This window comes from Anaeromyxobacter dehalogenans 2CP-1 (genome assembly GCF_000022145.1).
In the GTDB taxonomy this organism is placed as follows: Bacteria; Myxococcota; Myxococcia; order Myxococcales; family Anaeromyxobacteraceae; genus Anaeromyxobacter; species Anaeromyxobacter dehalogenans.
This window is the reverse complement of record NC_011891.1, coordinates 186,588-212,559: the sequence shown is the minus strand read 5'-3', so window position 1 is coordinate 212,559 and position 25,972 is coordinate 186,588. Positions and strand designations below refer to the sequence as shown.

Below are 25,972 nucleotides of genomic sequence, written 5' to 3'. Positions count from 1 at the left end.
GGGCTTTGCCCCGCGCGCCCGCCGCTGGCGGGCGTCGCCGGGCCGGGGACGACACGGATGGCCGCTCGCATCGAGGACGCGCTCACCTGGCTGCAGGGACAGCGCGGCGCCATGGAGGCGCTGCTGGAGCGCCTGGTGGCGCAGAACTCCTTCACGCAGAACCGCGCCGGGGTCGAGGCGGTCGCGAACGTGGTGGCGGGGCAGCTCCGCACGCTCGCCATGGACGTGGAGCTGCGCCCCTCGCACCACTACGGACCGCACGTCCTGTTCACCGGCCGCGCCGCGGGCGCGCCGGTGTTCCTCCTCGGCCACACCGACACGGTGTTCCCGCCGGGCACGTTCGAGGGCTTCCGCCGCGACGGCGACCGGGCGCGGGGGCCGGGCGCCTTCGACATGAAGGGCGGCATCGTGGCGATGCTGTTCGGGCTGGCCGCGGCGAAGCGCGCCGGGCTGCTGGAGCGGGTCGCGGTGCGGGGCGTGCTCGTCTCCGAGGAGGAGGTGGGCTCCCCCGAGTCGCAGGCGGTGATCCGCGCCCACGCGGCGGGCGCCGCCTGCGCGCTCGGCTTCGAGTCCGGGCGCCCGGGCGACCTGGTGGTCACCCGCCGCAAGGGCGTGGCGTCGGTGCGGGTCGAGGCGCGCGGGGTCGCGGCGCACTCCGGGAACGAGCACGAGAAGGGCCGGAGCGCGATCTGGTCGCTGGCGCGGTTCGTCGATCGCGCCCAGGCGCTCACCGACTACGCGCGCGGGCTGACCGTGAACGTGGGGACCATCGCCGGCGGCACCACCAAGAACACCGTGCCGGCCTCGGCCTCGTGCGAGGTGGACCTGCGCTTCGAGACGGTGGCGGACGGGCAGGCGCTGCGCGAGGCGGTGGAGGCGGCCGCGCGGGAGGCCGCCATCCCCGGGACGGAGCTCGAGGTGACCGCGGGCGCCTGGCGCGATCCGCTGGAGCGCACCCCGGCCTCGTCGGCGCTCGCGAAGGAGTACGGCGACTGCCAGCGCGAGTGCGGCCTGGGCCAGGGCGAGGCCCCGCTCGCCGGGGGCGGCTCCGACGCCTGCACCACCGGCGCGCTCGGCATCCCCACCATCGATGCGCTCGGCCCCCGCGGCAAGGCGTTCCACACGCCCGGCGAGGAGGTGGACCTCGGCTCGCTGGTGCCGAAGGCGAGCGCGCTGGCGCGCTTCCTGGCGCGGCGCGCGGGCTGACCGCCGCCGTCGCCCGCGGGGACCTCGCGCGAGCCCGCGAACGCGGCGGCGCGAGATCACGGTCCCGCGCAGCCGGCGGACGGGTCCGCCGCCCCTCAGGCGGCGGCGCCGCGCCGCAGCCAGCGCCAGAGCCGCGACGGCGTCGGCGAGAGCCGCAGCGCGAGCGCGCGGGCCGCGGCGCGGGTGCGCCCGCCGGTCCGCTCCGCCAGGCCCTCCAGCAGCCGGACCGCGTCGCGGCGGCGGCCGGAGCGCGCCCAGGCGCGCGCGAGGAGCAGCGTGGCCTCGCCGTGCCAGGGCTCGAGCCGTCCCGCCGCGTGCAGCAGCCGCTCCGCCGGGCCGAGCGCGCGCGCCGCGAGCAGCGTGCGGCCGCCGCGCACCAGCGCCGCCACCGCGTCGGCGCGCCGCCCGCGCGACAGCTCCAGGTTCGCCATCTCGTCCCACAGGGCGTCGTCGCGCGGGAACGCCTCGGTGGCCTGCGCCAGCACCGCCAGCGCGCGGTCCACGAACCCGGCGCGGCGGTGCCCGTCGATGGCGGCGCGGAAGCTGCGCAGCGCCCCGTCGCGATCGCCGCGCGCGGCGAGCAGCGGCGCCACCTTGCCGTGGACCGCGAGGTCGTCCGGGTGCTGCGCGAGCACGCGCTGGTACAGCGCCACCGCCTTGCGGCGGCGGCCGCGCGCGCGGGCCCGGTCGGCGAGCGCGAGCGTCGCGGTGCGGTCGATGGTGGGCGGGGCCTTGCGGGCGGGGCGATGGGCGGTGCGGCTGCGCACCGGCGAATCCTACGCTGCGTCCGCCCGGTCCGGAACGGCGGCGTTCCACGGCGAGTGGGCGCGGCGCCTACCTCACCCGCCCCCGTCCCCAGCAGGCGAGGATCTCGCGGCCCGCGGCGGCGCGCGCGGCCTCGTCACCCATCGTGAACCGCGCCACCGTGAAGCGCGGCCCCCGCGCGGGCGCCTCGCCGAAGGCCGGGTCGATCGCGATCCAGCCCGACGGGCCGCGCACCTCCGCCCAGGCGTGCCAGGTGAAGCCGGCCCCGTCGTGCGCCACGCCCACCGCCTGGCGCGCCTCGAGCCCGGCGCGCCGCGCCGCCGCGATCCAGGCGGCCGCCTGCGCGCGGCAGTCGCCCGGCCCCGGCCGCGCGGGCGGGGCCGCGGCGGGCGGCGGGGCCGGCGCCGGCGCGTCGACCGCGCGCCCGCAGAACGCGCGGGCGCGGCCCGGATCGGCCGGGCCGGCCACGCGGACCGGCAGCCGCGGCGCCCGGGCCGGCGGCGCGGCCGCGGGATCGCGGACGAAGCGCGCGCCCTGCTCCGGGAGCCGCACCTCGTCGGGGAAGCCGTCGGGGCCCGGGCGCACCTCCTCCCGCTCGCCCAGCACGTCGAGCACCACCGCCCCGTCCGCCAGCGCCGGCCCGGCGCAGGCGAGGCCGGCGCGCCCGCCCTCCTCGTCGAAGGCGGCGAGGCACGCCGCGGTGCCCCGGGCCGCGCGCGCCGACGCCGCGAGGAGCGCCAGCTCCGCCGCCGACGCCGGCACCCGCCCCGGCGGCGCGCTCGCCGCCCGCGGCGCGCCGTCCTCGGTCCGGCGCACCGCACCCGAAAGCCGCCCCTCGCGATCCACCTCCGCCTCGATCCGGCGCACCCGCACCGCGCCGCCGGCCTCCTCCGGCGCTCGCAGCCACGTGCCGAAGCTCAGGACGCACCGCGCCCCGGCGCAGGCGACCCGCAGCTCCGCCGCGCCCACCGGCTCGCCGGAGAGCTCGACGCGGTAGCGCGCCTGCCCCTCCGGGAGCGCCGCGAGCAGCGCCGCCGCCGCGAGCGCGATCACGCCTCCTCCTCGCCGTCCGCCGCGGCGCGGCGCCGGGCGGCCCGGCGCCAGGCGAGCCCGAGGACCCAGAGCAGCGCGCAGGCGGCGAGCGCGGCCCACGCCGCGTTCGTGTACCGCTGCACGAGCTGGATGAGCTCCTCCTGGTTGTGCGCCAGGAACGCGCCGGCCGCGAGCAGCACGGCGTTCCAGAGCGCGGCGGACAGGCCGCCGAGGAGGAGCACGCGGCGGAGCGGGATCCGGGACGCGCCCGCGCCGATGAAGATGAACGCCCGGACGCCGGGCAGGAAGCGGTTCGCGACGAGCAGCCACCCGCCCCAGCGCCTATAGCTCGCCTCGAACCGCGCCAGCCGCCGGGCCTGCACCGAGAGCGCGCCGTGGCGGGCGGCGCGCGCGTCCAGCCGCCGCCCGAGCGCCGCACCGACCCGGTGGTCCAGCCACGCGCCCGCCAGGCCGCCGGCGGTGACCGAGACGAACGTGACCGGCCAGGAGATGGCGCCCTCCACCGCGTACCAGGCGCCGAGGACCACCAGCAGGTCGCCGGGGAATGGCGGGAACACGTACTCGACCAGGGTGGCGAGGAACAGGATCCCCGGCGCGTACGGCCCGGTGGTCGAGACGAGCGCGGCGAGCGCGTCGGCGAGGCGCTGGAGCGGGGTCACCGGCGCGCGATGTTACCCGAGGCGCGCGGGCGGCGCGCCGCCCGCGCGGCACCCCGACCCGCGGCCGCCCGTCAGGTGACCGTCCGGTGGCGGCCCCGGACGAAGCCCAGCACGTAGAGCACCAGCGCCGCGACGAGGAGCAGGTGGATGGCGCCCACCGTCACCTTGAACGCGAGCGAGACGATCCAGACGAGCAGCAGCACCGACGCCAGCAGCCAGAGCATCGCGACCTCCTGCGTGTCATGTTCGGCCCTGGGCCGCGCCCGCGCCCGCCCGGCCGCCTTCCCCGCCGGCGCCCGCCCGCCGCGTGCTAACGTCGCGCCCGCGTGACCTCCCGGGCCCGGCTCCTCACCTTCGGCCTCGCCGCTGCGTGGCTGGCGATCGGCTACCTGAACGTCGCGCGCGGGACCTCGCACGCCGGCGCGGGCTACCGCTTCTGGTCGTTCCAGCACCACTGCTACTCCGACGTCATCGCCCTGCACGGCGACCGCTACCTGGGCGGCGGCCGGCCGCTGCCGTACCTCGAGGATCGGATCGAGTACCCGGTGCTGCTGGGGATCGCGCTCTGGCTCCCCAGCTTCGCCCCGGGCGGCGCGCTCGGGCACTTCACCGTGAGCTACGCCGTGCTGGCGCTGTGCCTGTTCGCGGCGCTGCTCGCGCTGGAGCGGCTGCCCGGGGCGCGCCCGTTCTGGCTCGGGGCGACGCCGGCGCTCGTGTACTACGCCGGGCTGAACTGGGATCTCCTGCCGATCGCGCTCCTCTGCGGGGCGCTGCTCGCGCTCGCGCGCGACCGGCCCGGCGCGGGCGGGGCGCTCACCGCCCTCGGCACCTCGGCGAAGCTGTTCCCGGGCGTGCTCGCCCCGCCGGCGCTCCTCGCGCTCGCCGGCGACGGGGCGCGCGCGCCGCTGCTCCGCTTCGGGGCCGGCCTCGCCGCCGCGCTCCTCGCGGTGAACCTGCCCTTCGCGCTCGCCGCGCCGGCGGGCTGGAGCTGGTTCTTCCGCTTCAACGCCGGGCGCGGCGCCGAGAACTCGATCTGGGACGCGCTGGGGGTGGGGCGCGGGCCGCTGCTCGAGGTCCTCTCCACCGGGCCGATGCTCCTCGCGGTGGCGCTCGCCTGCGCCGCGGCCTGGCGCGCCGCGCGGTCGGGGGGCGACGCCGGGCGGGCGGTGCGGCTCGGCGTCGCGCTCGCGCTCACCGCCTGGATCGCCACGAACAAGGTCTGGAGCCCGCAGTACGCGCTGTACGGGTTCCTGGCCGGCGCGCTCGCCGCCGCCCCCGCCGGCTTGTTCCTCGTGCTCTGCGCGGCCTCGGTGGCCGACTTCCACATCGCGTTCGAGGTCCGGGCGCGGCGCTGGGAGCCCTGGTTCCGGGACCACGTGTTCCACCCGGACGGCGTGGTGCGCTCGCTGCTCTGGCTCCTGCTCGCCGCCTGGATCGCACGCGAGCTGTGGCGCTGCGCGCGGGCCGCGCCGGCGGAGGCGCACGCCGAGGCGGTCAGTAGTCCCTCGACCAGATGAGGCTGGCGCCGCCGGACTGCGCGTCGCCGTAGCGCGACTCGAACGTCCAGCGGCGGGTGATCTGGTACTCCACCCGCACCTCGTTCACGTTCTGGCCCTGCTCGAGCTGCACGTCGAAGCGGCGGGTGTAGCCGACGTAGATCTTGTCGGTGACGTACTTGCCGGCGCGCAGCGCGCCCGCGTCCACCGCCACCGTGTCGAGCGGGAGCTTGTCGGCGACGAGGTTCTTGAACGCCTGGGTCGCGACCGCGCCCAGGGCGGCCCGGCCCGCCTCCTCGCCGGTGAGCGTCCCCACCCCGCCCGAGCCGGGCTTCAGCTCGGTGCGGCCGGTGGCGATGAGCAGCGCGATCTGCCCGTCGTCCATGGGCGGCTGCGAGGACAGGCGGATCTCCGGATCGGAGACCGGGCCGGCCACCGCCACCGTCACCTTGGCGACCGGGTTGTCGTACGTCGCCTCGACGTCGAGCAGCGCCGCCCTGGGCGGGCCGCCGGTGAACGTCACCTTGCCCCGCTCGATCTGGAAGTTGCGGCCGCCGATGGGCTCCACCTCGCCGCGGACCACCTCGATGGTGCCGGTGGCGAAGTCGTTCGCGCCGGAGAGCTCGTACGTGACGTTCGCCTTCAGCTCGACGCGGATGCGCGGGTTGTCGCTCACCACCATGAGCCGCCCCGGCGCGACCAGCTGGGCGGTGAGCGTGAACGGCCGATCCCCCGGACCGCGCGGCACCGGCAGCGGCGCGCGCTTCGGCTCCGGCTGGCGCCCGACCACGATGTCGCGGCGGCGCTCCAGCGGCTGCAGCGCACGGGGGGCGCGCTTCGGCAGCCGGATGGTCCCGCGCGGCACGGTGAGCTTCACCTGCAGCGCCCCTGGCTGGTAGCCGCCGGTCGCGTCCACCTGCAGGTCGAGCGTCGCGAGCTCCATGCCGGCGCGCATGATGGGCAGCTCGCGGCTGACGATCCGGCCCTCCAGGCGCGCGTCCGGCCCTCCCATCCCGCGCAGCGCGCCGTGCGCCTCGAACGACCCGTGCGCGCGGCGCGCCGCCACCCGGCGGATCTCGACCGCATCGTCGGTGACGGACGCGTCCACCTGGATCTGCGTCCAGTCGCCGTACTCCGAGACCGCCAGCCGCCCGTCGGCGAGCCGCACCGTCCCGCGCGGCGACGGGCGCGCGAGCGGGCCCCGCGCGGTCACGTCCGCCTGCAGCTTCCCGGAGGCGGTCCGCACCCAGCCGGACAGCACCGCCGGCAGGAACCCGAGGTCGAGGTCGCGGGCCCGCAGCGCGAGCTCCGCCGGTGCGCGGCGCAGGTCCGCGGCGCGGGTGTCGAGGCCGAGCGGCGCGTCCACGGCCGCGGTCGCCTCGAGCGTGCCGCCGGCCCTCGCCGCGAGCGTCACCCGGGCGCTGCCGCGCCCGTCCGCCCAGCGCGCCTGGGAGGTCACGTCGCCGAGCGGCCGGCCCTCGATCTGCAGCCCGCGCCCCTGCGCCTCGAGCGAGAGCCGGGGGAGCGCGAGCGTCCCGTCCGCGGTGAGCCGCGCGTCCACCGTCCCCTCGACGAGGAGCGTGCTCGTGGAGGTGCGGGCGAGCGACGCGTGCGGCACCACCAGCACCACCGAGAGCGGCGCGCTGCGCAGCCCCCCGCGCGCCAGCAGCCGCTCCGGCGCCGCCGCGAGCGACCCCTCGCCGCGCAGCACCTCCACGCCGCCCATGGCGAGGCGGACGGTGGCGCCCACCCGGTGCGCGCCGGCCTCCGCCTCGAGCGCCACCTCCAGCCCGCTCACCCCGCTCGCGGCCCCACCGTCCACCTGGAACGCGGCCCGCCCGCGCGGGGCCGACAGCGTCCCCTCCAGCCGCGCGTCGCCGCTCAGCCGGCCGGCGAGATCGTCCGGCAGGCCCAGCCGCCCCGCCAGCGCCGCGAGGTCCAGCCCCGGCACCCGCGCGTCCACGGCGGCGTGGCCGGCGCGGAGCGCGCGGAGCGCGGCGGCGGGCGGGGTAAGGAGGTCGGACAGGTCGAGCGGCACCTCGCCGCGCACCGAGACCGCCGGGCGCCCCTCCAGCGTCGCCTCGAGCCTGGCCGTAAGCCGCTCGCCCGGCGCCTCCGCCGTGAGGCCGAGGCCGATGGCCGACAGGTCGTCCCACGCGCCGCCGGTGAGCGAGGCCTCGGCCCGGAGCGAGGGCGCGCCGATCGCCCCCTCCAGCGCGACCTCGAGCGACACCTCGCCGCTCGCGGGCAGCGCCGCGCCGCCCGCCTGCAGGATGGGGCCGAGCGGCAGCGCCTCCCCGCGGACCCGGGCCGACACCGGCTCGCCCGGCCGGCCCTTCAGCGGCAGCGGCAGGTCGAGGCGCACGTCGGCGGTGCCGCCCGCCGCGCGCGCCGCCGACAGCTCCAGCCGGGCGCGCCGGGCGCCGCCGTCCCAGGCCGCGTCGGCGACGGCGCGCAGCCCGTCGAGCCCGCGGAACCGAGCCCCGGCGAGCGTGAGGTGCGCCTGCGCCACCGGCCGCCGCGTGGTGCCGGAGGCCGACGCCTGCGCGCTCAGCTCGCCCGCCAGCCCGGCGCCGCTCGGGAGCACCCCCACCGGCAGCCCCTCGAGGCGCAGCGCCTCGACCTCGGCCCGGGCGTCGAGCGCGCCGCGCGCCCCGATCCCGCCCTCCAGCCGGATGCGCTGGGCGCCGGAGGCGAGCTCGAGCCGGTCCACCCGCGGGCCGGTGAGGGACAGCCGCGCCGGCGCGGTGAGCGCGTAACGGGTGCCCGGGTACGCGATGGCGAGCTCGCGGAGGATCACCTCGTCGCCGCGCTCGGTGCGGAGCGCGCGCGCCTGCACCGCCACCGGCTCCCGCCCCAGCGCCGGGACGTCCGCCGAGGCGTCCAGGCGCGCGTCCGCCGCCGCGAGCTCCGCGTCGAGCAGCAGCGCGCGCGCCAGCTCGGCCCCGCCGCTGCGCACCCGGTCGGCGGTGAGGTGCAGCCGGCCGGTGACGGCCCGAAACGGCCCGGCCACGTGCCCGCTCCCCTTCGCCCCGTGGAGCGCGAAGCTCCCCACCGCCAGGTGCGGCCCCTCCACCGTGCCGTCCAGCACCGGGGCGCGCGAGGTGCCGGAGAGCGTCGCCTCGACCCGCGCCCGCCCGGCGAGCGGCGGCAGCGCCTGGCCCAGCAGCCGCTCCAGGTTCGCGGCGAGGCGGGCCAGGTCGCCGGCGTCGGCGGAGATGCGACCGGAGACCCCCGCCCCCTCGCGCCAGCGGCCCGACCCGAGCACCGCCACCCCCGGCGCCTGGAGCGTGAGCCGCTCCACCTCCCAGCTGCCGCGGTCGGCGCGGGCCGTCAGCTCGCCCGGGCCGAGCTCCCCGCCGCGCAAGGTCGAGCGCGCGAGCGACACCTGGGCGCGGCCGCGCAGGTCGTCGAGGGTCGTGCCGGACAGCCCGCCGCGCGCCCGCAGCGTGACCGCGCCGCGCGGCAGGCCCGACCAGATCCGCGAGGGGTCGAGCGCGTCGAGCGCCACCTCGGCGCCGAGCGAGCGGGACCCGTCGAGCCGCACCGCCACCGCCGCGTCGCCGCCGCCCCGCGACTCCCCGGCCCGCGGCGCCACGTGCAGCGCGGCGGTGGCGACGTCCCCATCCGACTCGGCGTAGCCCGCCGCGGCGAGGTCGCCGCCCAGCGCCACTCCCGGCGCGAGCGCGCGGAGCTTCTCCGAGTCGACCCCGAGCCGCGTGATCGCCAGCCGCCCGCTGCGCCGGGCGAGGTCGCCCTCCCCGATCGCCTCCAGCACCGTGTCCCCGTGGCGGGCGCGGAGCACCGAGACCCGCAGGAGGTCGCCGTCGCGCGCCAGGCGCACGTCGAGCGCGAGCGCGCCCGGCACCGGCAGGTCGGCCGCGCCCCGCAGCCGGAGCTGGACCCGGGCCCGCCGCGGCCCGATCACGCCGCGCGCGTCGAGGTCGAGCGCCTGCGCCTCGAGCCGCGTGGCCCCGTCGCCGTCCACCCACCACAGGTCGCCGCCGCGCAGCGTGAGCCGCTCCACGCGCAGCGTCCAGCCGGACCCGTCGTCACGCGGCGCGGGGGCGCCGGGCGGGCGCGGCGGCGAGGGGTGGCTGGGGGCGAAGGCCCGCGCGATGGACAGCCCGCCCTCGCCCTCCTCGACGAGCACCGAGGGCCGGTCCAGCTCGGCGGTGACGCCGATGACGCGGTTGCGGAGCCGGGTGAGGTCGGCGAACACCGCCGCGCGCCCGACCTCGAGCACCAGCCGGCCCTCCGGATCGAACACCCGCAGGCCGTGCAGCTCGATGCCGCCCCGCGGGAGGACGGTGATCCGCTCCAGCTGGAAGCTCCCGGCCAGCGCGTCGTCGGCGACGCGCACCAGCGCGTTCGCGACCACCGGGCGGCCCACCCCCCAGGACGCAACCAGGACGGCGCCGGAGAGCGCCACGCCGGCGAGCGCGGCGAGCCCGAGCAGGAGCCAGCCCACCGCGCCGGCGACGGCCCCCAGGGCGGCGCCGATGGAGGCCCCGCGGCCCACTAGAACGCCTCGCCGATGGAGAGGTGGAACGCGATCCAGGGCTCGCGGTGCGTGGCCGGCACGGTGCCCACCAGGTTGCCGGCCTTGTCGTAGATGGGTGCGCCGGCGTTCTCGACGCTCGGCACCGTCGGGAAGCGCTGGTGGAAGGGCACGCCGGCGGCGAGGTTGGTGGGGAGCTGCACGCCCACGTCGAAGCGCACCGGGCCGAACGGCGTCCGGTAGCGCAGGCCCAGGCCGCCCGCCCACTGGACCTGGGTCGGGTCGAGCACGTCGCGGTAGGCGGTGGGGACGCCGGAGGGGCGCGAGACGTTGCCGCCGTCGACGAAGAGCGCCGCGCCCCAGCTCCGCGTCAGGTCGAGGCGCAGCTCCAGCGAGCCGTCGGCGAGCCCGTTGCCGCCCACCGGCACCCAGTCGCCGTCGCGCAGCACCATGGGGGCGAGCCGCCCGGTGTAGTAGCCGCGCATCGACTGCGGGCCGCCGGCGGTGAAGCGGGCCACGATGGGCGGCTCGCCGGCCTGGTTCACCGGGACGAGCGCGCCCACCCGGGCGCGGGCGGCCAGCACCAGCTTCTGGCCCAGCGGCACGAAGCCGCGCGCCTCGGGCAGGAACCGCAGGTAGCGGTACCCGTAGCCGCCGACGTTGAAGCCCTCCTGCACCGCCAGCATCACCCACACGCCGCGGCGCGGGTTGAGCGGGTCGTTGCGCCCGTCCCAGCCCACCCGCTGCTCCAGGTAGGACAGCAGGCACACGCTCCCCTGGCAGTTCTGCAGCTCCGGCCCCTGCTTCGCCGGCTGCGTGGGATCGAACGTGCTCACCGCGTTCTGGAGCTGGTAGACCTCCAGGTTCCAGCTGGGCACCAGCGTCAGGCGGCGGGCGAGGCGGAACGGAAACCCCACCCGCAGCCGCTCCGACCAGAAGTCGTACGCCTGCTCCAGGCCGCGCTCGATCTCGAGCCGCGCGGTGGCGTCGATGCGGCGGCTGATGGCGCCGGGCTGCGAGAACTCGGCGGTGGCGAGCGCGATGGGCCCCTCCTTCCGCGGCCGCGCCACCAGCCAGGCGTACCCGGCGCGCAGCTCCAGCTGCAGCTTGCGCAGGTCCCCCATGAAGTTGCGGTGGCTCCAGCCCACCGTGCCGTTCACGTCCCAGCGGGTGTTCGCCTGCACGCCCACGCCCGGGCCGGCGCGGAGCGTCCGGAACGGGACCTCGCGCACCGCCACCACGATCGGCACCACCGCGCGCTGCGGGTCGGGGGCGCCGCGGGTGACGCGCACCGCGCCGAAGACGCCCAGGTCGAACACCCGCGCCTGCGCCTTCGCCAGCCGGTCCTCCGCGAACCAGTCGCCGGGGTGGATCTCGATGCCGGCCTGCTCGCGCACCCGGTCGCGCGGCACCGCGGCGGTGCCCGCCACGAACACCGGGCCGAACCGGTAGCGGGTGCCCGGCGTCACCTCGTAGCGGACCTCGGCCGCGTGCTCGGCGGGCAGGATCTGGGCGCGCTGCGTCACCGCGCCGTCCGCCCAGCCGGTGTTGCGGAGCGCGTGGAGCAGCGCGCCGCGGGCCCCGTCGTAGTCGCGCTCGGTGAACCGCTCGCCGGGGCGGATCGGCAGCGCGCCGACGCGGGCCTTCGCCTCGGGGGCGGCGTCGAGGCCCGAGACCTCGACGCTCCGGACGAGGATGGGCTCGCCCTCCTCCACCCGCATGACCACCTTCGCCCGGCCCGGCCCGTCGGGCCGCACCTGCACGTCGACCACCTTCGCGTCGTAGAAGCCGCGCTCGCGGTAGTAGGCCTCGACGCGCTTGCGGTCCACCGCGAGCGCGTCGGCGTCGAGCCGCCGCACCTCCTGCCAGGCCCAGCGGTCGGAGGGCTGGGTGGCGAGCTTCTCGGCGATGTCGTCCCCGTCGAGCGCGTGGGTGCCCTGGATCTCCAGCCCGTACAGGACCGGCTCCTCGCCGGGCTTCGCCCGCGCGGCCATGCACCCGGCGGCGGAGAGCGCGAGCAGCGCGACGAGCGGCAGGGCGAGGCGTCGGGGCACGGGCGCACGGGATCATGGCACACCCGGTGCGCGGGCGCCGGCCGGAAACGGGCGGCGCGCGGCGCGCGGATGGGGCTCGCACGGTGGGTCACCGCGCCGCAGCGCGGGGCGCGGGGCTACGCCGGCGAGGAGAGGAGCAGCGCCAGGTTCCGGTCCTCCCACGCCTTGGCGCGCTCGTGGTCGGGGTAGGCGCGCTCGCGCCGGCGGAACGCGGTCCCGTGCACCACCCGGCGGCCGTTCACCTCCACCGCCGGGACGGCCTGGTGGAGCATCTCGTGGAACACCACCGCGGCCACGTAGAACTCGGGCACCTCGGGCCGGTCGAGGGTCGGGTGGATCCGGATGAGCCGCGCGTCCTGCACGTAGACGCCGGTCTTCACGGTGCGCCGCCGCCGCCCCAGCCGGACCGGACCCCAGCCGATGCGCGCCTCGATCGCCCCGCCGAAGTGCTCGGCGTTGAGCCGGTCGAACAGCGCCTGGAGGTCGTGCACCCGTCCGCGCGGCTGGAGCCGCTCGGCGCGCGGGGCGGCGATCCGGGCCCGGTGCTCCTTCACGTAGGCGTCGATGCGGCTGCCCGCCTGCCGCCGGCGCGCCCCCGCGGCGCCGCGGCCCGCCACCGCGAACGCGGCCAGCGCGGACACGACCTCGCCCGGCGCCTCCAGGAACATGTGGTGGACGCGGTAGTGGATCTCGCCCGGCCGCCGGCGGAACGAGACCATGGTGGACCGGTTGTCGTGGACGGTGAGGCGGACCCGCTCGGTGAGGATCCCGGAGAGCGCGTCGGCGAGCAGGTGCGCGGCGGAGCGGCGGGCCTCCGGGGAGAACAGCGTCAGCTGACGGCTCGACTCCTTGGGGCGCACGCGGCGCCGATCCTACGGAGGGGGCGCCCGTCCATCAAGGGCTACCTCTGCCGCGCGCCGGGCGGACGCGCGGGGCGCGGGCAGACCGGCGTGCCCCGTTCGCCCTGCTCGCCCTCCTCCTCGGCGAGCAGGCGCTCGACGCGCCCGGGCTCGGTGCGCAGGAGCATGACCTTCTCCTGGCTGTAGGTGACCGCGCCCGGCGCCGAGCCCTTCGGCTTCTTCACGAAGCGGGCGCGGGTGTAGGCGACGTCGGCCTGCGGCGCCCCGCGGGCGTCGGAGAAGTGCAGCGCGAGGTGGGCGGCGTCCACCAGCGTGTCCGCGTCCGGCGCCTTCCCCTTCTCCAGCCGGACCACCACGTGCGCGCCGGGCAGGCCGCGCGCGTGCAGCCACAGGTCGTTGCCGCGGGCCACCCGCAGCGTGAGCGCGTCGTTCTCCGCCGCGCCGCGCCCGACGAGGACCGTCGCGCCGGAGAGCGAGCGGAACGTGCGGTACGGCGGCGCGGGCTCGTCGTGCTTGCGGCGCGGCGGTGCGGCCGGGCGCGGGCCGGCGGCGAGGCGGCGCGCCTCGCGCTCGAGCCGGGGCAGGTCGGCGGCGCCGGCCGCGTCGATCCGGGCGAGCAGCGCGCGCAGCGCGGCCTCGCGGGCGCGCACCTCGGCGGCGCGGGCCTCCACCCGCGCGGCGCTCTCCACGATGCGGCGGTAGCGCCGGTAGTACCGCTCCAGGTTGGCCTGCGGCGTGAGCGCGGGATCCACCGCCACGCGCACCTCGCGCGGGCCCTCCTCGGTCCACTCGGTGACCGTCACCTCGGTGGCGCCGCGCCGGACCGCGCGCAGGTGGGTCTTGAGCAGGTCGGCGGCGCGCCGGTCCGCCTCGGCGGCCGGCACCCGCGCCGCCTCGTCCGCCAGCTTCACGAGCGCGCGGCCGGCCCGGGCCAGGGCCGCGCGCACCGGCTCGCGCAGCCGCCGACGCGCCTCGGCCAGGCGCCGCGCCTCCTCGCGCGCGAGGTAGGCGGCCTCGATGGCGGCCGAGAGCGGAAACCGCGCGCCCGGCACCGGCGGGAACCGGAGCGCGCCCTGGCCGGCGTCGGTGCCGGCGCCGCCGGGCGGCAGCGAGGGCGCCTGGTAGGGGCGGCCCACCGCGAGGTCGCGGCGCTGCGAGAGGTTGCGGGCGGCGGCGGCGCGGATGACCCCGGCCGCGTCCACCAGGAACAGGTTGCCGTGGCGGCCGGTGAGCTCCGCCACCAGGCGCACCGGCCCGCCCCGCGCCGGGGCGCGCTCGAAGGAGAGCGCCACCACCCGGTCGCCCGGGAGCGTCTCCAGGCCGGCGAGGCGCGCGCCCTCCAGCTCGCGGCGGAGCACCGCCTGGGCGGCGTAGGGGGTGTCGGGCTGAGGGGGGCGGCGGCCGACGGCGTGGAGGCGGGTGACGTCGGGCTCGGCGGAGAGCAGCAGCAGCGCGTCGCCGGCGCGCCCGCGGAGCGAGAGCGTGAGCGCCCGCTCCGCGTGCATGCGCACCGCGTCCACGTGCGCCCCGGCGAGCGGGGCGAGCTCGGCGACCACCTCGGCGAGCTCGCGTGCGGTGAGCGACATCGCGCCTCTTCCTAGCCCGGAAAAGCAGCGGCCGCCCGGAGGCGGCCGCGGCGCTACGCTGGGTTGAAGCCCTGCGTTACTTCTTGCCCTTCTTCGCGACCTTCTTCTTCGCGGCCGGCTTCTTCGCAGCGGTCTTCTTCGCGGTCTTCTTCTTCGCAGCCATCTGTTCCCTCCTCGGAACGTCCATTCGATGTCGATGGACACTCAGGAATGGACAAGTTGTGCGGAGGTTAGCAGCGCGCGATCTCGCACGTCAAGGAAGCGACACGCGTTTCGCGCGCGCGATCTCCGCCGTGAGGCGTCGCGCACCCGGATGGATCCCGCGCCGCCGACGGCGTCGCCGCTGCGTCAATCCACTCACCGTGATCGTGGAGCGGCGCCGCGAGGCGCGCGACGAGGTCGATGGAAATCGTTGGGGCGCAGCGCTTTCGCGGCGGCCGTGGCGCGCGGCCCGCGGCGCGGCCCGGCCGCGTCTCCGCGCGCGCGCGGCGCGCCTCCCGACGCGTCGAGGCGCCGGGCAGGCGTGGCCTTCGCGGACACCCCTTCGATCTACTCGAGCACGGCGGCGCCGATGACCCCGGCGTCGTCGCCGAGCCACGCGCGCTCCACGGTGAGCCCCCGCGTGGCCGAGCGCGATACCGCCTCGTCGAAGCGGCGGAGCGTCAGGTCGGCGAGGCGGGGTGCGCCCAGCAGCACGCCGCCCCCCAGGATGAGCCGGGCGGGGTTGAGCAGCGTGACCAGGTTCGCCACGGAGAGGCCGAGCAGCTCCGCGACCTCGTCCCACAGCGCCACGGCGTAGGCGTCGCCCAGCGCGTGCGCCTCCTCCACCACGCTGGCGGTGACGCGGGCGAGGTCGCCCTCCACCAGCTCGAGCACGCGGGTGGCGGCGCCGGCCGCGATCTCCTCGCGCACGCGCGCGGCCACGTTCACCCCCGAGGTGTACGCCTCGAGGCAGCCGAGCTGGCCGCAGCCGCAGCGGCGCGGCGTGAACCCCGGGCGCGGCAGGCGCACCTTGATGTGCCCGAGCTCGCCGGCCACCCCCTGGGCGCCGTCGTGCAGCCGGCCACCGAGGATGAGGCCGGAGCCCACGCCGGAGCCGACGAACACCAGCACCACGTCCTCGATGCCGCGGGCGGCGCCGAAGCGCTTCTCGCCCCAGGCCGCCACCGACAGGTCGTTCGCGACCCGCACCGGCACGCCGAGCGCCTTCTCCAGCAGCGTGCCGAACGCCACGTCGCGCCAGCCCAGGTTGGGCGCGTTCATCACCACGCCGGTGGCGCCGAGCACCTGCCCGGCCACGCCCACCCCGACCCGGCCCGCGGACGCCGGCGCGATCCCGGCGGCGCCGGCCGCCTGCCCGAGCGCGTGGAGGACGGTCGCGACCACCGCCTCGGGTCCGCGCTCGCGCAGCGGCTCCTTGTGCGAGGCCACGATCTCGCCGGTGGCGCGGTCCACCACCGCGGCGCGCGCGTTGGTGCCCCCCAGGTCAACGCCCAGCGCGAGCCCCTTCACGGCCTACGCCCCCAGCTCGCGCAGCAGCTCGTCGACCTTGCCGCGCACCAGCGCCTGGATCTCGGCGAGCCGCGCCTCGGTCTTCGCCTCGAAGCGCAGGACCAGCAGCGGCTGCGTGTTGGAGGCGCGCACCAGGCCCCACCCGTCGGGGAAGACCACCCGGACGCCGTCCACCGTCACCGCGTCGTAGCGGGCGGCGAAGAACTCCTGGGCGCGGCGCACCACCTCGAACTTCTTCTCCTCGGGGCAGTCCACCCGGAGCTCGGGCGTGGAGAACGTCCGCGGCACGTCGGCGAGCAGCGCCGACATCGGCAGGTCGGTGTGGGTGAGCAGCTCGAGCAGCCGCGCCGACGAGTAGATGCCGTCGTCGAACCCGAACCAGCGGTGGGCGAAGAAGATGTGGCCGCTCATCTCGCCGGCGAGGAGCGCGTGCTCCTCCTTCATCTTCGCCTTGATGAGGCTGTGCCCGGCCTTCCACATGATGGCCCGCCCGCCGCGGGCGGCGATGTCGTCGTAGAGCGTGAAGGAGCACTTCACCTCGCCCACGATGGCGGCGCCCGGCTCCTCGGCGAGCAGGGCCCGGGAGAACAGGATCATGATCTGGTCGCCCCAGAGCACGTTGCCCTTCTCGTCCACCGCGCCCACCCGGTCGGCGTCGCCGTCGTAGGCGATGCCCACGTCCGCCCCGGTCTCCAGCACCTTGCGCCGCAGGTGCTCGAGGTTCTTCTCCACGGTCGGGTCGGGGTGGTGGTTCGGGAAGTTGCCGTCCATCTCGATGAACAGCGGCACCACCTCGAACCCGAGCGCCTCGAACAGCGGCACCGCCACCACGCCGCCGGTCCCGTTGCCGGCGTCCACCACCACCTTCAGCCGGCGCTTCCCGAGCCGGAGGTTCTGCCGGACGTGCTCGCGGTAGGGCGTGACGATGTCGTGCGCGCGGACGGTCCCCTGGCCCGTGGCGAAGCGCCCGGCCTCCGCCTCGCGGCGCAGCGCCTGGATCTCCTCGCCGTAGTAGGTGGCCGAGCCGAGCCCGACCTTGAGGCCGTTGTACTCCGGCGGGTTGTGCGAGCCGGTGATCATGCAGATGCCGTCCACGTCGAGCGTGTGGGCGGCGAAGTAGGTCAGGGGCGTCGGCACCACCCCGAGGCTCACCACGTCCACGCCGGTGGAGGTGAGCGCCTCGATCATGGCCTTCGCGAACTTCGGCCCGGAGAGGCGCGCGTCCCACCCCACCGCGGCACGCTTCCCGCCCGCGCCCCGGATGCGCGTGCCGAGCGCCTTGCCGACGAGCGAGACCGCCTCCTCGGGGAGATCCTGGTCCACCAGCCCGCGGATGTCGTACTCGCGGAAGATGGTCGGGGAGAGCTTGGCCATGGGGTCGGTCCTCGGTCGTGAATGTCGTGACGTGAGGCGCCGCGGGCAGGCTCCGTGCCCGGGGAGCGCCGGCGCCGCCCGGTTCCCCCCGGGGCGGGCCGCCGGGCGGCTGTATAGCACCTCGGACCGGGGGCCGCGCGTCCCTCGGGGACGCGGGGGGCGGGGCGCGCTAGAGGAGCTCCTCGCGGCCGCGGCGGCCCAGCTCCTCGACCGCCTTGCGCACGTCCTGGGCCCGGTCGCGGCGGCACACGAGCAGCGCGTCGCCCGAGTCCACCACGATGACGTCGTCGAGGCCGATGAGCGCGATGGGCCGGTCCTTCCCGGCCAGCACCACGTTGTTGCGGCCGTCGATGACGAGCGCGTCGCCCTCCGCCACGTTGCCGAGGTCGTCGGTGACGCGGACGTCGGAGAGCGCGGCGAAGCTGCCCACGTCGCTCCAGCCGAACTCGGCCGGCACCACCGCGATGCGCTGGCTCTTCTCCATCACGCCGTAGTCGATGGAGATGGACGGGCAGTCGGGGAAGACGCGCTTCAGCGTGCGCGCGTAGTTCGGCGTGCCGAGCGTGCGGCGGATGGCCTCGAGCTGCTCGCCCAGCACCGGCATGGCGCGGCGGATCTCGTCCAGGATCACGTCGGCGCGGAACACGAAGATGCCCGAGTTCCAGAGGTAGCTGCCGTCGGCGAGGTAGCGCGCGGCGGTGACCACGTCCGGCTTCTCCACGAAGCGCTCGACCTTGTGCGCCACCAGCCGCTTCTTGCCCTTCGCGCGCGCGGCCAGGCGCGGCCCGAGCTTCAGGTAGCCGTAGCCGGTCTCGGGGCGCGAGGGGCGGATGCCGATGGTGGCGATGGAGCCGGCCTCGGCGAGCTGGGCGGCCGCGGCCAGCGCGTCGCGGAACGCCGGGGGCCGGCCGATGTGGTGGTCGGCCGGCAGCATGGCGATGACGCCGCGGGGGTCCTTCGCGGCCACGTGGATGGCGGCGAGGCCCACGCAGGGCGCGGTGTTCCGCGCGCACGGCTCGACGATGAAGTTCTCCTTCGGGAGCTGCGCCACCATCCGCCGGGCGGCGGCGGCGTGCTTCGGCCCGCACACCACGAACGTGTCCCTGGGCCGCGACAGCGGCGGGAGCCGGCTCACCGTGGCGGCGAGCAGCGGCGCGTCGCCGGCGAGCGCCAGGAACTGCTTCGGGCGGTTGCGGCGCGACAGCGGCCAGAACCGCGTGCCCGAGCCGCCCGCCATGATCACCGGGTAGATCTTCACGACGCCCTCCAGATGGACAGGAGCTCGGCGAGCACGCGACCCGTCGCGCCCCAGATCACGTCCTTGCCGACCGAGAAGAAGTGCACGTCGAGCCTCAGGCCGTAGACCTCGCGCCACTCGACCCGGTGCGCGCCGGGGCGGGAGAGCGCCGAGAGCGGGACGTGCAGGATCTCGTCCACCTCGTGCGGCGCGGCCGCGTACGGGTAGGGATATGGCACGGAAGCCACCCACGGCGTCAAGCGGAAGGCCGACGCGAGCACCAGCGTCTCGCTGAGCTGTCCCATGACGTCGGCGCGCGCCGGCTCGAGCCCCACCTCCTCGTGCGCCTCGCGCAGCGCGGCGGCGAGGCTCTCCTCCCCCGGGTCGATCTTGCCGCCGGGGAAGGCGATCTGCCCCGCGTGGCGGGACATCTTCATCGGCCGGCGGATCATGAGCACGTGCACCTCGCCGTCGAGCACGTGCAGCGGCACCAGCACCGCCGCCGACGCGAAGCCGCCGCGGGGCAGGTGCTCCTGCGCGATCCGGTCCACCGGGGCGATCCCCGGCTCGCGGGCGACCAGCGCCGCGGCGAGATCGTCGAGCGTCACGGGGCCGCGTGCAGGGCCGGCGGAGGCGGCGGGGGCGCCTCGGCGCCGGCGGGGAGGACGCCGGAGAGGATGAGCGCCGCGATGGCGGCGCCGGCGGCGAGCCGCCAGACCACGAACACGTAGGTGGTGCGCGTCCGCAGCCACGCGAGCAGCCAGTCGATGACGAGGTAGCCGGCCACGGCGGACACCACGGTACCGACCACCGTCGCGACGGTCCAGGCCGCCTCGCCCCGCAGGTCCGGGACGGTGGACCAGAGCTTGTACGCGCCGGCCGCGAGCGTGATGGGGACCGAGAGCAGGAAGCTGAAGCGCGCCGCCGCCTCGCGGGTGAAGCCGAGCAGCATGCCGCCGGTGATGGTGGTGCCGGAGCGCGAGCTGCCCGGCACGAGCGCCAGCGCCTGGGCGACGCCGATGAGGAGCGCGTCGCCCGCGCCCACGTCCTCCACGCGGCGCCGGTGGCTGGCCAGGCGCTCGGCCGCGAGCAGCACCAGGCCGAGCGCCACCAGCGAGCCCGCGATGACCCAGTTGCCGAGCGCCTCGATGCGGTGCTCGAGCAGCTTCCCCGCCAGCGCGGCCGGCACCGTGCCGAGCACGATGTACCAGCCCAGCCGCGCCTCCGGCGTCCCGAACGGCCTGCCCCGGGCCAGCCCCCGCGCCGCCGCCGCCACCAGCCGCGCGATGTCGGCGCGGAAGTAGACCAGCACCGCCAGCGTGGTGCCGGCCTGGATGATCGTGACGAAGGCGCGGAAGCGCCGGTCGTCGAGCGAGTGGCCGAGCAGCTCCCCGAACACCAGCAGGTGCGCGGTGGAGCTCACCGGGAGGAACTCGGTGAGCGCCTGGAGCAGCCCGAACAGCGCCGCGGAGACGAGGCTCATCGTCCGCCCGGCCTAGTAGCGGTAGTGGTCGGGCTTGAACGGGCCGGACTGCGGCACGCCGATGTAGGCCGCCTGCTTCTTGGTGAGCTTCGTCAGGCGGGCGCCGATCTGCTCGAGGTGCAGCGCGGCCACCTTCTCGTCGAGGTGCTTCGGGAGCACGTACACCTGCTTCGCGTAGGCGGCGCGGTTCACCGCCAGCTCGATCTGCGCCAGCGTCTGGTTGGTGAACGAGTTCGACATCACGAACGACGGGTGGCCGGTGGCGCAGCCCAGGTTGAGGAGCCGCCCCTCGGCCAGCACCAGCACCCGGTGGCCGTCCGGGAACACGAACGCGTCGTACTGCGGCTTGATGTTCACCCGGGTGGTGAGCTTGCGCAGCCCGGCCATGTCGATCTCGTTGTCGAAGTGGCCGATGTTGCCGACGATGGCGCAGTCCTTCATCGCCTTCATGTGCTCCACGGTGACGACGTCCAGGTTGCCGGTCGCGGTGACGAACACGTCGGCGTCCTTCACCACGTCCTCGAGCCGCACCACCTGGTACCCCTCCATCGACGCCTGCAGCGCGTTGATGGGGTCGATCTCGGTGACCACCACCCGCGCGCCCTGGCCGCGCAGCGCCTGGGCGCAGCCCTTGCCCACGTCGCCGTAACCGCAGACCACGCAGAGCTTCCCGGCCAGCATCACGTCGGTGGCGCGGTTCAGCCCGTCCACCAGCGAGTGGCGGCAGCCGTACAGGTTGTCGAACTTGGACTTCGTGACCGAGTCGTTCACGTTGATGGCGGGGAACAGCAGCGTCCCGGCCTTCTGCATCTCGTAGAGCCGGTGCACGCCGGTGGTGGTCTCCTCGGTCACGCCGGCGCAGGCCTTCGCCACCCGGGTCCAGCGGCGCGGGTCCTTCTTCTGCTCGCGGGCGAGCAGGCGCAGCACCACCTCCAGCTCCTCGGAGTCGGCGCTGGAGGGCGGCGGCACCTTGCCCGCCTTCTCGTACTCGACGCCCTTGTGGATGAGCAGGGTGGCGTCGCCGCCGTCGTCGACGATCTGCGTGGGGCCCTTGCCGCCGCCGAAGTCGAGCGCGCGCTCGGTGCAGTCCCAGTACTCCTCCAGCGTCTCGCCCTTCCAGGCGAACACCGGCACCCCGCGCGGCGCCTCGGGCGTCCCCTCGCGGCCCACCACGATGGCGGCGGCGGCGTGGTCCTGCGTCGAGAAGATGTTGCAGCTCGCCCAGCGGACGTCGGCGCCGAGGTCCACCAGCGTCTCGATCAGCACCGCGGTCTGGATGGTCATGTGCAGCGAGCCGGTGATCCGCTGGCCGGCGAGCGGGCGCTGCCGCGCGTGCTCGCGCCGGAGCGCCATCAGGCCCGGCATCTCCTTCTCGGCGAGCTCGATCTCCTTGCGTCCCCAGCCCGCCAGGGAGAGGTCCTTCACCTTGTGCTCGAGCGGCGCAGGGGCGCTCGGGGTGGGCTTCTTCTTCGCGGCGGACACGGCCATGGTGCTTCTCCTTTGCGTGGAACGAGGGTCGAAGGTCGGTGGTGAGGCGCGGTCAGGGCCGGGCGGGCCGCTCGCCGGTGCAGGCGACCAGCCCCGGGCCTCGCGCGCCCGGCTCGGGCGGCAGCGCCCGCGCGGTGACGCCGGCCGCGCCGGCCCGGCGGACGAGCGCGGCGAGCGCGTCCGGCTCGAAGCCGGGGTGCGCCTGGCCCATGCGGCGCCGGAGCGCCTCGTCCTGGTGGCGCGCGGCGTCCAGGATCACGAGGCGCCCGCCCGGGCGCAGCACCCGCACCGCCTCGGCCAGCGCCGGGGCGGGATCGTCCAGGTAGGCGAGCACGAGGACGAGCAGCGCCGCGTCGCAGCCGCCGTCCTCGAGCGGCAGCGCCGCGAGGTCGGCCTCGTGCAGCTCGACGTTGTCGAAGCGGGCGGTGCGGCGGCGTGCCGCGCGGAGCATGGCGGCGGAGCGGTCCACCGCGATCACCCGCCGCACGCGGGGCGCCAGCTCGGCGGCGACCGCGCCGGTGCCGCAGCCCAGGTCGGCCACGGTCCAGCCCGGGGGCACGAGCGCGAGCAGCGCCTCGGCGGCGACCCCGCGCCCGTACACGCGGGCGCGCAGCCCGTCCCAGGCGCCGGCCGCGCCGGCGAAGAAGCGCTGCGCCTCGTCGCGGCGGGCGCGCACCGCCCGGAGCCGCACCGCGTCGGCGCGGACCACCGCCCACCCGTCGCTCTCGGCGCGGGCGAGCTGCCAGAGCTTGCGGGCGCCGGGGGCGAGCTCGGCGGCCCAGCCGTACAGGCTCTGGGTGCCCTCGCGCCGGGCGGAGAGCCAGCCCGCGTCGGAGAGCGTCTTCAGGTGGCGCGACACGGTCGACTGCGGGAGCGCCAGCACCTCGCGGAGCTCCAGCACCGACAGCTCGCGCGGCTCGAGCGCGCGCAGCGCGCGGAGCCGGATCGGGTCCGAGAGCAGCTCCATCCAGCCGAGCAGGGCCTCGGGGCGGCGGCTCGGGGCGGCGGGGCGGGCGGGGGCGGGTCGAGGCATCAATGCATCCGGATGGACGGATAGCTAGTCCACCCGGCCGGCGTGGTCAACTCCCGGGCCGCGGTGCCCCGCAAACGAGGCGGCCCGCCCGGTGGGACCGGACGGGCCGCGAGCGGCCGGGGCGCAGCCACGTGGGATCGCGCGCGGCGCAGCCGCGCCCGCGGGGACCTCGTGCGAGCCCGCGAAGGCGGGCGCGCGAGGTCACGGGACGCGCGCAGCAAGGTGGGCCCCGCGGAGCTCCGCTCCGGGGGGCGGGGCGCAGCCCCGTCAGACGGACGCGACCGCCCGGATCTTCGAGAGGCCGGCGGCGTCGGCGAGCGCGTCCTTCTTGTCGGTGCGCTCCCAGGTGAACGTCTTCTCGGTCCGGCCGAAGTGGCCGTACGCGGCGGTCTTCTCGTACACCGGCCGCAGCAGGTCGAGCCCCTCGATGATGGCGCGCGGGGTGAGGCCGAACACCTCGCGGACGGCGCGGGCGATCTTCCCCTCCGGCACCTTGGCGGTGCCGAACGTGTCCACCATCACCGAGACCGGCTCGGCCACGCCGATGGCGTACGCCACCTGCACCTCGCAGCGCGAGGCCAGGCCGGCCGCGACCACGTTCTTCGCGATGTAGCGCCCCATGTACGCGGCGGAGCGGTCCACCTTCGACGGGTCCTTGCCGCTGAACGCGCCGCCGCCGTGGCGGCCCATGCCGCCGTAGGTGTCGACGATGATCTTCCGCCCGGTGACGCCGGTGTCGCCCATGGGGCCGCCGATCACGAACCGGCCGGTGGGGTTGATGAGGATCCGCGTCTTGCGATCGAGGAGCCGCTTCGGGAGCGCCTTCGCGATCACCTGCTCGCGCACCGCCTCGTGCAGCCGCTTGTTCGAGACCGACTCGGCGTGCTGGGTGGAGACCACCACCGTGTCGATGCGGACCGGCCGGCCGTCGCGGTACTCGACCGACACCTGGCTCTTGCCGTCGGGGCGGAGGAAGTCGAGGCCGGCGCGGCGCGCCTTCGCGAGCTGCTTCGTCACCGCGTGCGCGTACTGGATGGGCGCCGGCATCAGCTCCGGCGTCTCGTCGCAGGCGTAGCCGAACATCATGCCCTGGTCGCCGGCGCCGCCGGTGTCCACGCCCTGGCCGATGTCCGGCGACTGCTGGTCCACCGCCACCAGCACCGCGCAGGTGTTGGCGTCGAAGCCCATGTCGCCGCTGGTGTAGCCGATGCGGCGCACCGTCTCGCGGGCGAGCTTCGGGTAGTCGATGCGCGCCTTGGTGGTGATCTCGCCGGCGATCATCACGTAGCCGGTCTTGAGCAGCGTCTCGCAGGCCACCCGGCCCTTCGGGTCCTGGCGGAGCACCGCGTCGAGCACGGCGTCGGAGATCTGGTCCGCCATCTTGTCCGGATGGCCCTCCGTGACCGACTCGGAGGTGAAGAGGAAGTCCTGGAGCGGCATGTGTTCTCCTCCGGAGGCGGGGGTGCCCGGGCGGGACGGGCAAGGTACGCGCCCGGCGCGCGTGGTGTCAATATGGCGGACACGCTGCCGCCGCGTCCGTCCGATCGGAGGGCGACCCCGCCGGACGTGGCGGCCGGGCGCCGACCGCCCCGCCGGCTCAGCCCTGGCCGGCCGGCTCGGCGTCGTCGTCCCCGTCGAGCAGGCCGGGGAAGCGGCGGGCCATCTCGGCCTGGACCTCGTGCTCGATGTCGTCGGCGGTGGTGAGGGCGAGCAGCCGGTCCACCAGCGCCCGCCCGTCCTCGGCGCGGGCGGCGCGGACGACCCGCTTCACGAGCGGGATGGACGGGCCGTTCATGGACAGCTCGGCGACGCCGAGGCCGAGCAGCACGAGCGCGTTCACCGGCTCGCCCGCCATCTCCCCGCACATCGACACCGGCACGCCGGCGGCGCGGCCGGCGTCGCAGACGAGCTTCAGCAGGCGCAGCACCGCCAGGTGGAGCGGCTTGTACAGGTAGGCCACGTCCTTGTCCTGCCGGTCGATCCCGATGGTGTACTGGATGAGGTCGTTCGTCCCGATGGAGAAGAAGTCGCACTCGGCCGCGAGCCGGTCCGCGATCATGGCGGCGCTGGGCAGCTCCACCATGATCCCCACCGGCACCTGCCGGAACGCGACGCCCTCGGCGCGCAGCTCGTCGGCCGCCTGGCGCAGCGCGTGCTTCGCGGCCCGCAGCTCCGCCACCCCGGAGATCATCGGGAACATGACGCGCAGGTTGCCGTGCACCGACGCCCGCAGCAGCGCGCGGAGCTGGGCGCGGAACATCTCCGGCTGGCGCAGGCAGTAGCGGATGGCGCGCAGGCCGAGCGCGGGGTTCTCGGCGGTCACGCGCATGCCGGCCGGGAGCTTGTCGCCGCCCAGGTCGAACGTGCGGATCGTGACCGGGCGCGGCGCGAGCGCCTCGAGGATGCGCCGGTAGTTCTGGTAGTGCTCCTCCTCGCCGGGCAGGTCGGACCGGCCCATGAACAGGAACTCGGTGCGGTAGAGCCCCACCGCCTCGCCGCCGTGCGCGATCAGGCTCGGGACCTCCTCGGCGAACTCGATGTTGCCGGCCAGCCGGACGGTGAGGTCGTCGAGCGTCCGGGCGGGCAGGTCGCGGGTGGCGAGCAGCGCCTGCTCGCCGGCGAGCTGCTTCTCGCGGGCGGCCTCGTAGCCGGCCCGCTCGCCCGGGCTCGGGTTGATGACCACCAGCCCGCGCCCGCCGTCCACCACGATCCAGTCGCCGCGGTCGGCGACGGCGGTCACCCGGCCCACCCCCACCACCGCCGGCACCTCCAACGCGCGCGCCACGATGGCGGTGTGCGAGGTCTTGGCCCCGGCGTCGGTGACGAAGGCGGCCACCTTGTGCTCGTGCAGGAGCAGCGCGGTGTCTGCGGGGGAGAGGTCGTGCGCCACCACGATCACGCCCTCGGGCGGCACGTCCTCGACGTCCGGCGCCTGGCCGAGCAGGTTCTTGATGATCCGCTCGCCCACGAAGTCCACGTCGGCCCGGCGCTCCTTGAAGTAGTCGTCGGCCTGCTCGTGGAACGCGTTCTTGATCTTGCGGGTGGCGCGCTTCACCGCCCACTCCGCGTTGAGCCGCTCCTCCCGGATCTGCCGCTGCGCCTCGAGGACGAGCATCTCGTCCTTCAGCATCATCCGGTGCATGTCGATGATGGCGGTGTGCTCGGCGCTGCCCGGCGCCTGCGACTCCTCCACCTTGCCGCGCACCTCGGCGAGCTGCACGTCGGAGATCTCGAGCGAGGTGCGCAGCCGCGCCAGCTCGGCCTCGACCTCCTCCGGCGTGAGCCGGCGCTTGGGGGTCCGCACCCGCCGCCGCTCGATCGTCCAGCAGCGCCCGATGGCGATGCCGGGCGAGGCGCCGATGCCGACGAGCGTGGTGGCGGACGACCGGCTCATGTCTCCCCGAACCCGTTCTCGATCACCTTGGCGAGCGCGGTCATGGCCTGGTCGGCGTCGTCGCCGTCGCAGGTCACGGTGATCTGCGAGCCCTTGGCCGCGGCGAGCGTGAGCACGCCCATGATGCTCTTCCCGTTCACCTGCATGCCGTCCTTCTCGACGTGGATCTCGGACCGGTAGCGGTTCGAGGTCTGGACGAGCTGCGCCGCGGCGCGCGCGTGGAGGCCGAGCGTGTTGACGATGACGAACGTGCGCTCCTGGTGCGGCATCC

Annotated in this window: 20 protein-coding genes; 2 read left to right on the top strand and 18 right to left on the bottom strand. The window is 76.4% G+C overall.

Translation table 11 applies throughout. From position 1 onward, the window contains the following. The first annotated feature begins 57 nt into the window (after window positions 1-57). Window positions 58-1,206, top strand: coding sequence for a M20 family metallopeptidase (locus A2CP1_RS00945; RefSeq protein WP_012631616.1), 1,149 nt, complete (start codon window positions 58-60; stop codon window positions 1,204-1,206). A gap of 95 nt (window positions 1,207-1,301) precedes the next feature. On the opposite strand, the gene A2CP1_RS00940 is transcribed toward A2CP1_RS00945, so the two are convergent. The 4 genes from A2CP1_RS00940 to A2CP1_RS23180 all read right to left on the bottom strand — a co-directional run bounded on the left by A2CP1_RS00940 (window position 1,302) and on the right by A2CP1_RS23180 (window position 3,907). Beyond that, complete coding sequence (locus A2CP1_RS00940) at window positions 1,302-1,973, bottom strand: tetratricopeptide repeat protein (protein WP_012631615.1); 672 nt, start codon at window positions 1,971-1,973, stop codon at window positions 1,302-1,304. Between the two features lie 67 nt (window positions 1,974-2,040). Continuing rightward, on the bottom strand, window positions 2,041-3,024 hold the full coding sequence (locus A2CP1_RS00935; protein WP_012631614.1) for a transglutaminase domain-containing protein: 984 nt from the start codon (window positions 3,022-3,024) through the stop codon (window positions 2,041-2,043). Then, window positions 3,021-3,683, bottom strand: coding sequence for a DedA family protein (locus tag A2CP1_RS00930; protein ID WP_012631613.1), 663 nt, complete (start codon window positions 3,681-3,683; stop codon window positions 3,021-3,023). Before A2CP1_RS00930 ends, A2CP1_RS00935 begins: the two co-directional genes overlap by 4 nt. A 71-nt stretch (window positions 3,684-3,754) precedes the next feature. Further along, window positions 3,755-3,907, bottom strand: coding sequence for a lmo0937 family membrane protein (locus A2CP1_RS23180; protein ID WP_012524254.1), 153 nt, complete (start codon window positions 3,905-3,907; stop codon window positions 3,755-3,757). A gap of 102 nt (window positions 3,908-4,009) precedes the next feature. Between A2CP1_RS23180 and A2CP1_RS00925 the strand changes: the two genes are divergently transcribed. Beyond that, the gene (locus A2CP1_RS00925; RefSeq protein WP_012631612.1) at window positions 4,010-5,200 is read left to right on the top strand and encodes a membrane protein; all 1,191 of its coding nucleotides are present in this window, start codon (window positions 4,010-4,012) and stop codon (window positions 5,198-5,200) included. Here the strand turns inward: A2CP1_RS00925 and A2CP1_RS00920 are convergent. From A2CP1_RS00920 to A2CP1_RS00855, 14 genes are all read right to left on the bottom strand, one after another. Next, window positions 5,178-9,701: a translocation/assembly module TamB domain-containing protein gene (locus tag A2CP1_RS00920; protein ID WP_012631611.1), complete on the bottom strand. Its 4,524-nt coding sequence runs from the start codon at window positions 9,699-9,701 to the stop codon at window positions 5,178-5,180. The genes A2CP1_RS00925 and A2CP1_RS00920 overlap by 23 nt on opposite strands. Further along, window positions 9,701-11,734 (bottom strand): BamA/OMP85 family outer membrane protein, encoded by a 2,034-nt coding sequence (locus A2CP1_RS00915; RefSeq protein WP_012631610.1) that lies wholly within the window; start codon window positions 11,732-11,734, stop codon window positions 9,701-9,703. The genes A2CP1_RS00920 and A2CP1_RS00915 overlap by 1 nt, the downstream gene beginning before the upstream one ends. Before the next feature lie 116 nt (window positions 11,735-11,850). Further along, a complete protein-coding gene (locus A2CP1_RS00910) occupies window positions 11,851-12,594 on the bottom strand; it encodes a hypothetical protein (RefSeq protein WP_012631609.1) in 744 nt (247 codons plus the stop codon). A 41-nt stretch (window positions 12,595-12,635) separates the two neighbouring features. Further along, on the bottom strand, window positions 12,636-14,180 hold the full coding sequence (locus tag A2CP1_RS00905; RefSeq protein ID WP_012631608.1) for an NFACT RNA binding domain-containing protein: 1,545 nt from the start codon (window positions 14,178-14,180) through the stop codon (window positions 12,636-12,638). Between the two features lie 549 nt (window positions 14,181-14,729). Further along, window positions 14,730-15,692: an ROK family protein gene (locus A2CP1_RS00900; RefSeq protein WP_012524247.1), complete on the bottom strand. Its 963-nt coding sequence runs from the start codon at window positions 15,690-15,692 to the stop codon at window positions 14,730-14,732. A 3-nt stretch (window positions 15,693-15,695) separates the two neighbouring features. Continuing rightward, window positions 15,696-17,066, bottom strand: a complete 1,371-nt coding sequence (locus A2CP1_RS00895) for a phosphomannomutase/phosphoglucomutase (RefSeq protein WP_012631607.1) — start codon at window positions 17,064-17,066, stop codon at window positions 15,696-15,698. A 169-nt stretch (window positions 17,067-17,235) separates the two neighbouring features. Next, a complete protein-coding gene (locus A2CP1_RS00890) occupies window positions 17,236-18,324 on the bottom strand; it encodes a mannose-1-phosphate guanylyltransferase (protein ID WP_012524245.1) in 1,089 nt (362 codons plus the stop codon). Beyond that, on the bottom strand, window positions 18,321-18,911 hold the full coding sequence (locus A2CP1_RS00885) for an NUDIX hydrolase (RefSeq protein WP_012631606.1): 591 nt from the start codon (window positions 18,909-18,911) through the stop codon (window positions 18,321-18,323). The genes A2CP1_RS00890 and A2CP1_RS00885 overlap by 4 nt, the downstream gene beginning before the upstream one ends. Then, window positions 18,908-19,786, bottom strand: a complete 879-nt coding sequence (locus A2CP1_RS00880; protein ID WP_012631605.1) for an undecaprenyl-diphosphatase — start codon at window positions 19,784-19,786, stop codon at window positions 18,908-18,910. Before A2CP1_RS00880 ends, A2CP1_RS00885 begins: the two co-directional genes overlap by 4 nt. Before the next feature lie 12 nt (window positions 19,787-19,798). Further along, window positions 19,799-21,274 carry an adenosylhomocysteinase gene (gene ahcY / locus A2CP1_RS00875; protein WP_012631604.1) on the bottom strand — a complete coding sequence of 492 codons (1,476 nt, stop codon included), beginning with the start codon at window positions 21,272-21,274 and terminating at the stop codon, window positions 19,799-19,801. A 52-nt stretch (window positions 21,275-21,326) separates the two neighbouring features. Beyond that, on the bottom strand, window positions 21,327-22,307 hold the full coding sequence (locus A2CP1_RS00870) for an ArsR/SmtB family transcription factor (RefSeq protein WP_012631603.1): 981 nt from the start codon (window positions 22,305-22,307) through the stop codon (window positions 21,327-21,329). A 267-nt stretch (window positions 22,308-22,574) separates the two neighbouring features. Next, window positions 22,575-23,747 carry a methionine adenosyltransferase gene (gene metK / locus A2CP1_RS00865; protein ID WP_012631602.1) on the bottom strand — a complete coding sequence of 391 codons (1,173 nt, stop codon included), beginning with the start codon at window positions 23,745-23,747 and terminating at the stop codon, window positions 22,575-22,577. A gap of 157 nt (window positions 23,748-23,904) precedes the next feature. Continuing rightward, a complete protein-coding gene (gene ptsP / locus A2CP1_RS00860) occupies window positions 23,905-25,701 on the bottom strand; it encodes a phosphoenolpyruvate--protein phosphotransferase (protein WP_012631601.1) in 1,797 nt (598 codons plus the stop codon). Further along, window positions 25,698-25,970 carry an HPr family phosphocarrier protein gene (locus A2CP1_RS00855; RefSeq protein WP_012524238.1) on the bottom strand — a complete coding sequence of 91 codons (273 nt, stop codon included), beginning with the start codon at window positions 25,968-25,970 and terminating at the stop codon, window positions 25,698-25,700. Before A2CP1_RS00855 ends, ptsP begins: the two co-directional genes overlap by 4 nt. Window positions 25,971-25,972 lie beyond the last annotated feature (2 nt).

What these genes read in the sequence shown, in the direction of transcription:
- A2CP1_RS00945 (WP_012631616.1), top strand. Translation starts at nt 58, where the DNA reads ATGGCCGCTCGCATCGAGGACGCGCTCACCTGGCTGCAGGGACAGCGC.
- A2CP1_RS23180 (WP_012524254.1), bottom strand. Translation starts at nt 3,907, where the DNA reads ATGCTCTGGCTGCTGGCGTCGGTGCTGCTGCTCGTCTGGATCGTCTCG.
- A2CP1_RS00905 (WP_012631608.1), bottom strand. Translation starts at nt 14,180, where the DNA reads ATGTCGCTCACCGCACGCGAGCTCGCCGAGGTGGTCGCCGAGCTCGCC.
- A2CP1_RS00895 (WP_012631607.1), bottom strand. Translation starts at nt 17,066, where the DNA reads ATGGCCAAGCTCTCCCCGACCATCTTCCGCGAGTACGACATCCGCGGG.
- A2CP1_RS00880 (WP_012631605.1), bottom strand. Translation starts at nt 19,786, where the DNA reads ATGAGCCTCGTCTCCGCGGCGCTGTTCGGGCTGCTCCAGGCGCTCACC.
- ahcY (WP_012631604.1), bottom strand. Translation starts at nt 21,274, where the DNA reads ATGGCCGTGTCCGCCGCGAAGAAGAAGCCCACCCCGAGCGCCCCTGCG.
- A2CP1_RS00870 (WP_012631603.1), bottom strand. Translation starts at nt 22,307, where the DNA reads ATGCCTCGACCCGCCCCCGCCCGCCCCGCCGCCCCGAGCCGCCGCCCC.
- metK (WP_012631602.1), bottom strand. Translation starts at nt 23,747, where the DNA reads ATGCCGCTCCAGGACTTCCTCTTCACCTCCGAGTCGGTCACGGAGGGC.
- ptsP (WP_012631601.1), bottom strand. Translation starts at nt 25,701, where the DNA reads ATGAGCCGGTCGTCCGCCACCACGCTCGTCGGCATCGGCGCCTCGCCC.
- A2CP1_RS00855 (WP_012524238.1), bottom strand. Translation starts at nt 25,970, where the DNA reads ATGCCGCACCAGGAGCGCACGTTCGTCATCGTCAACACGCTCGGCCTC.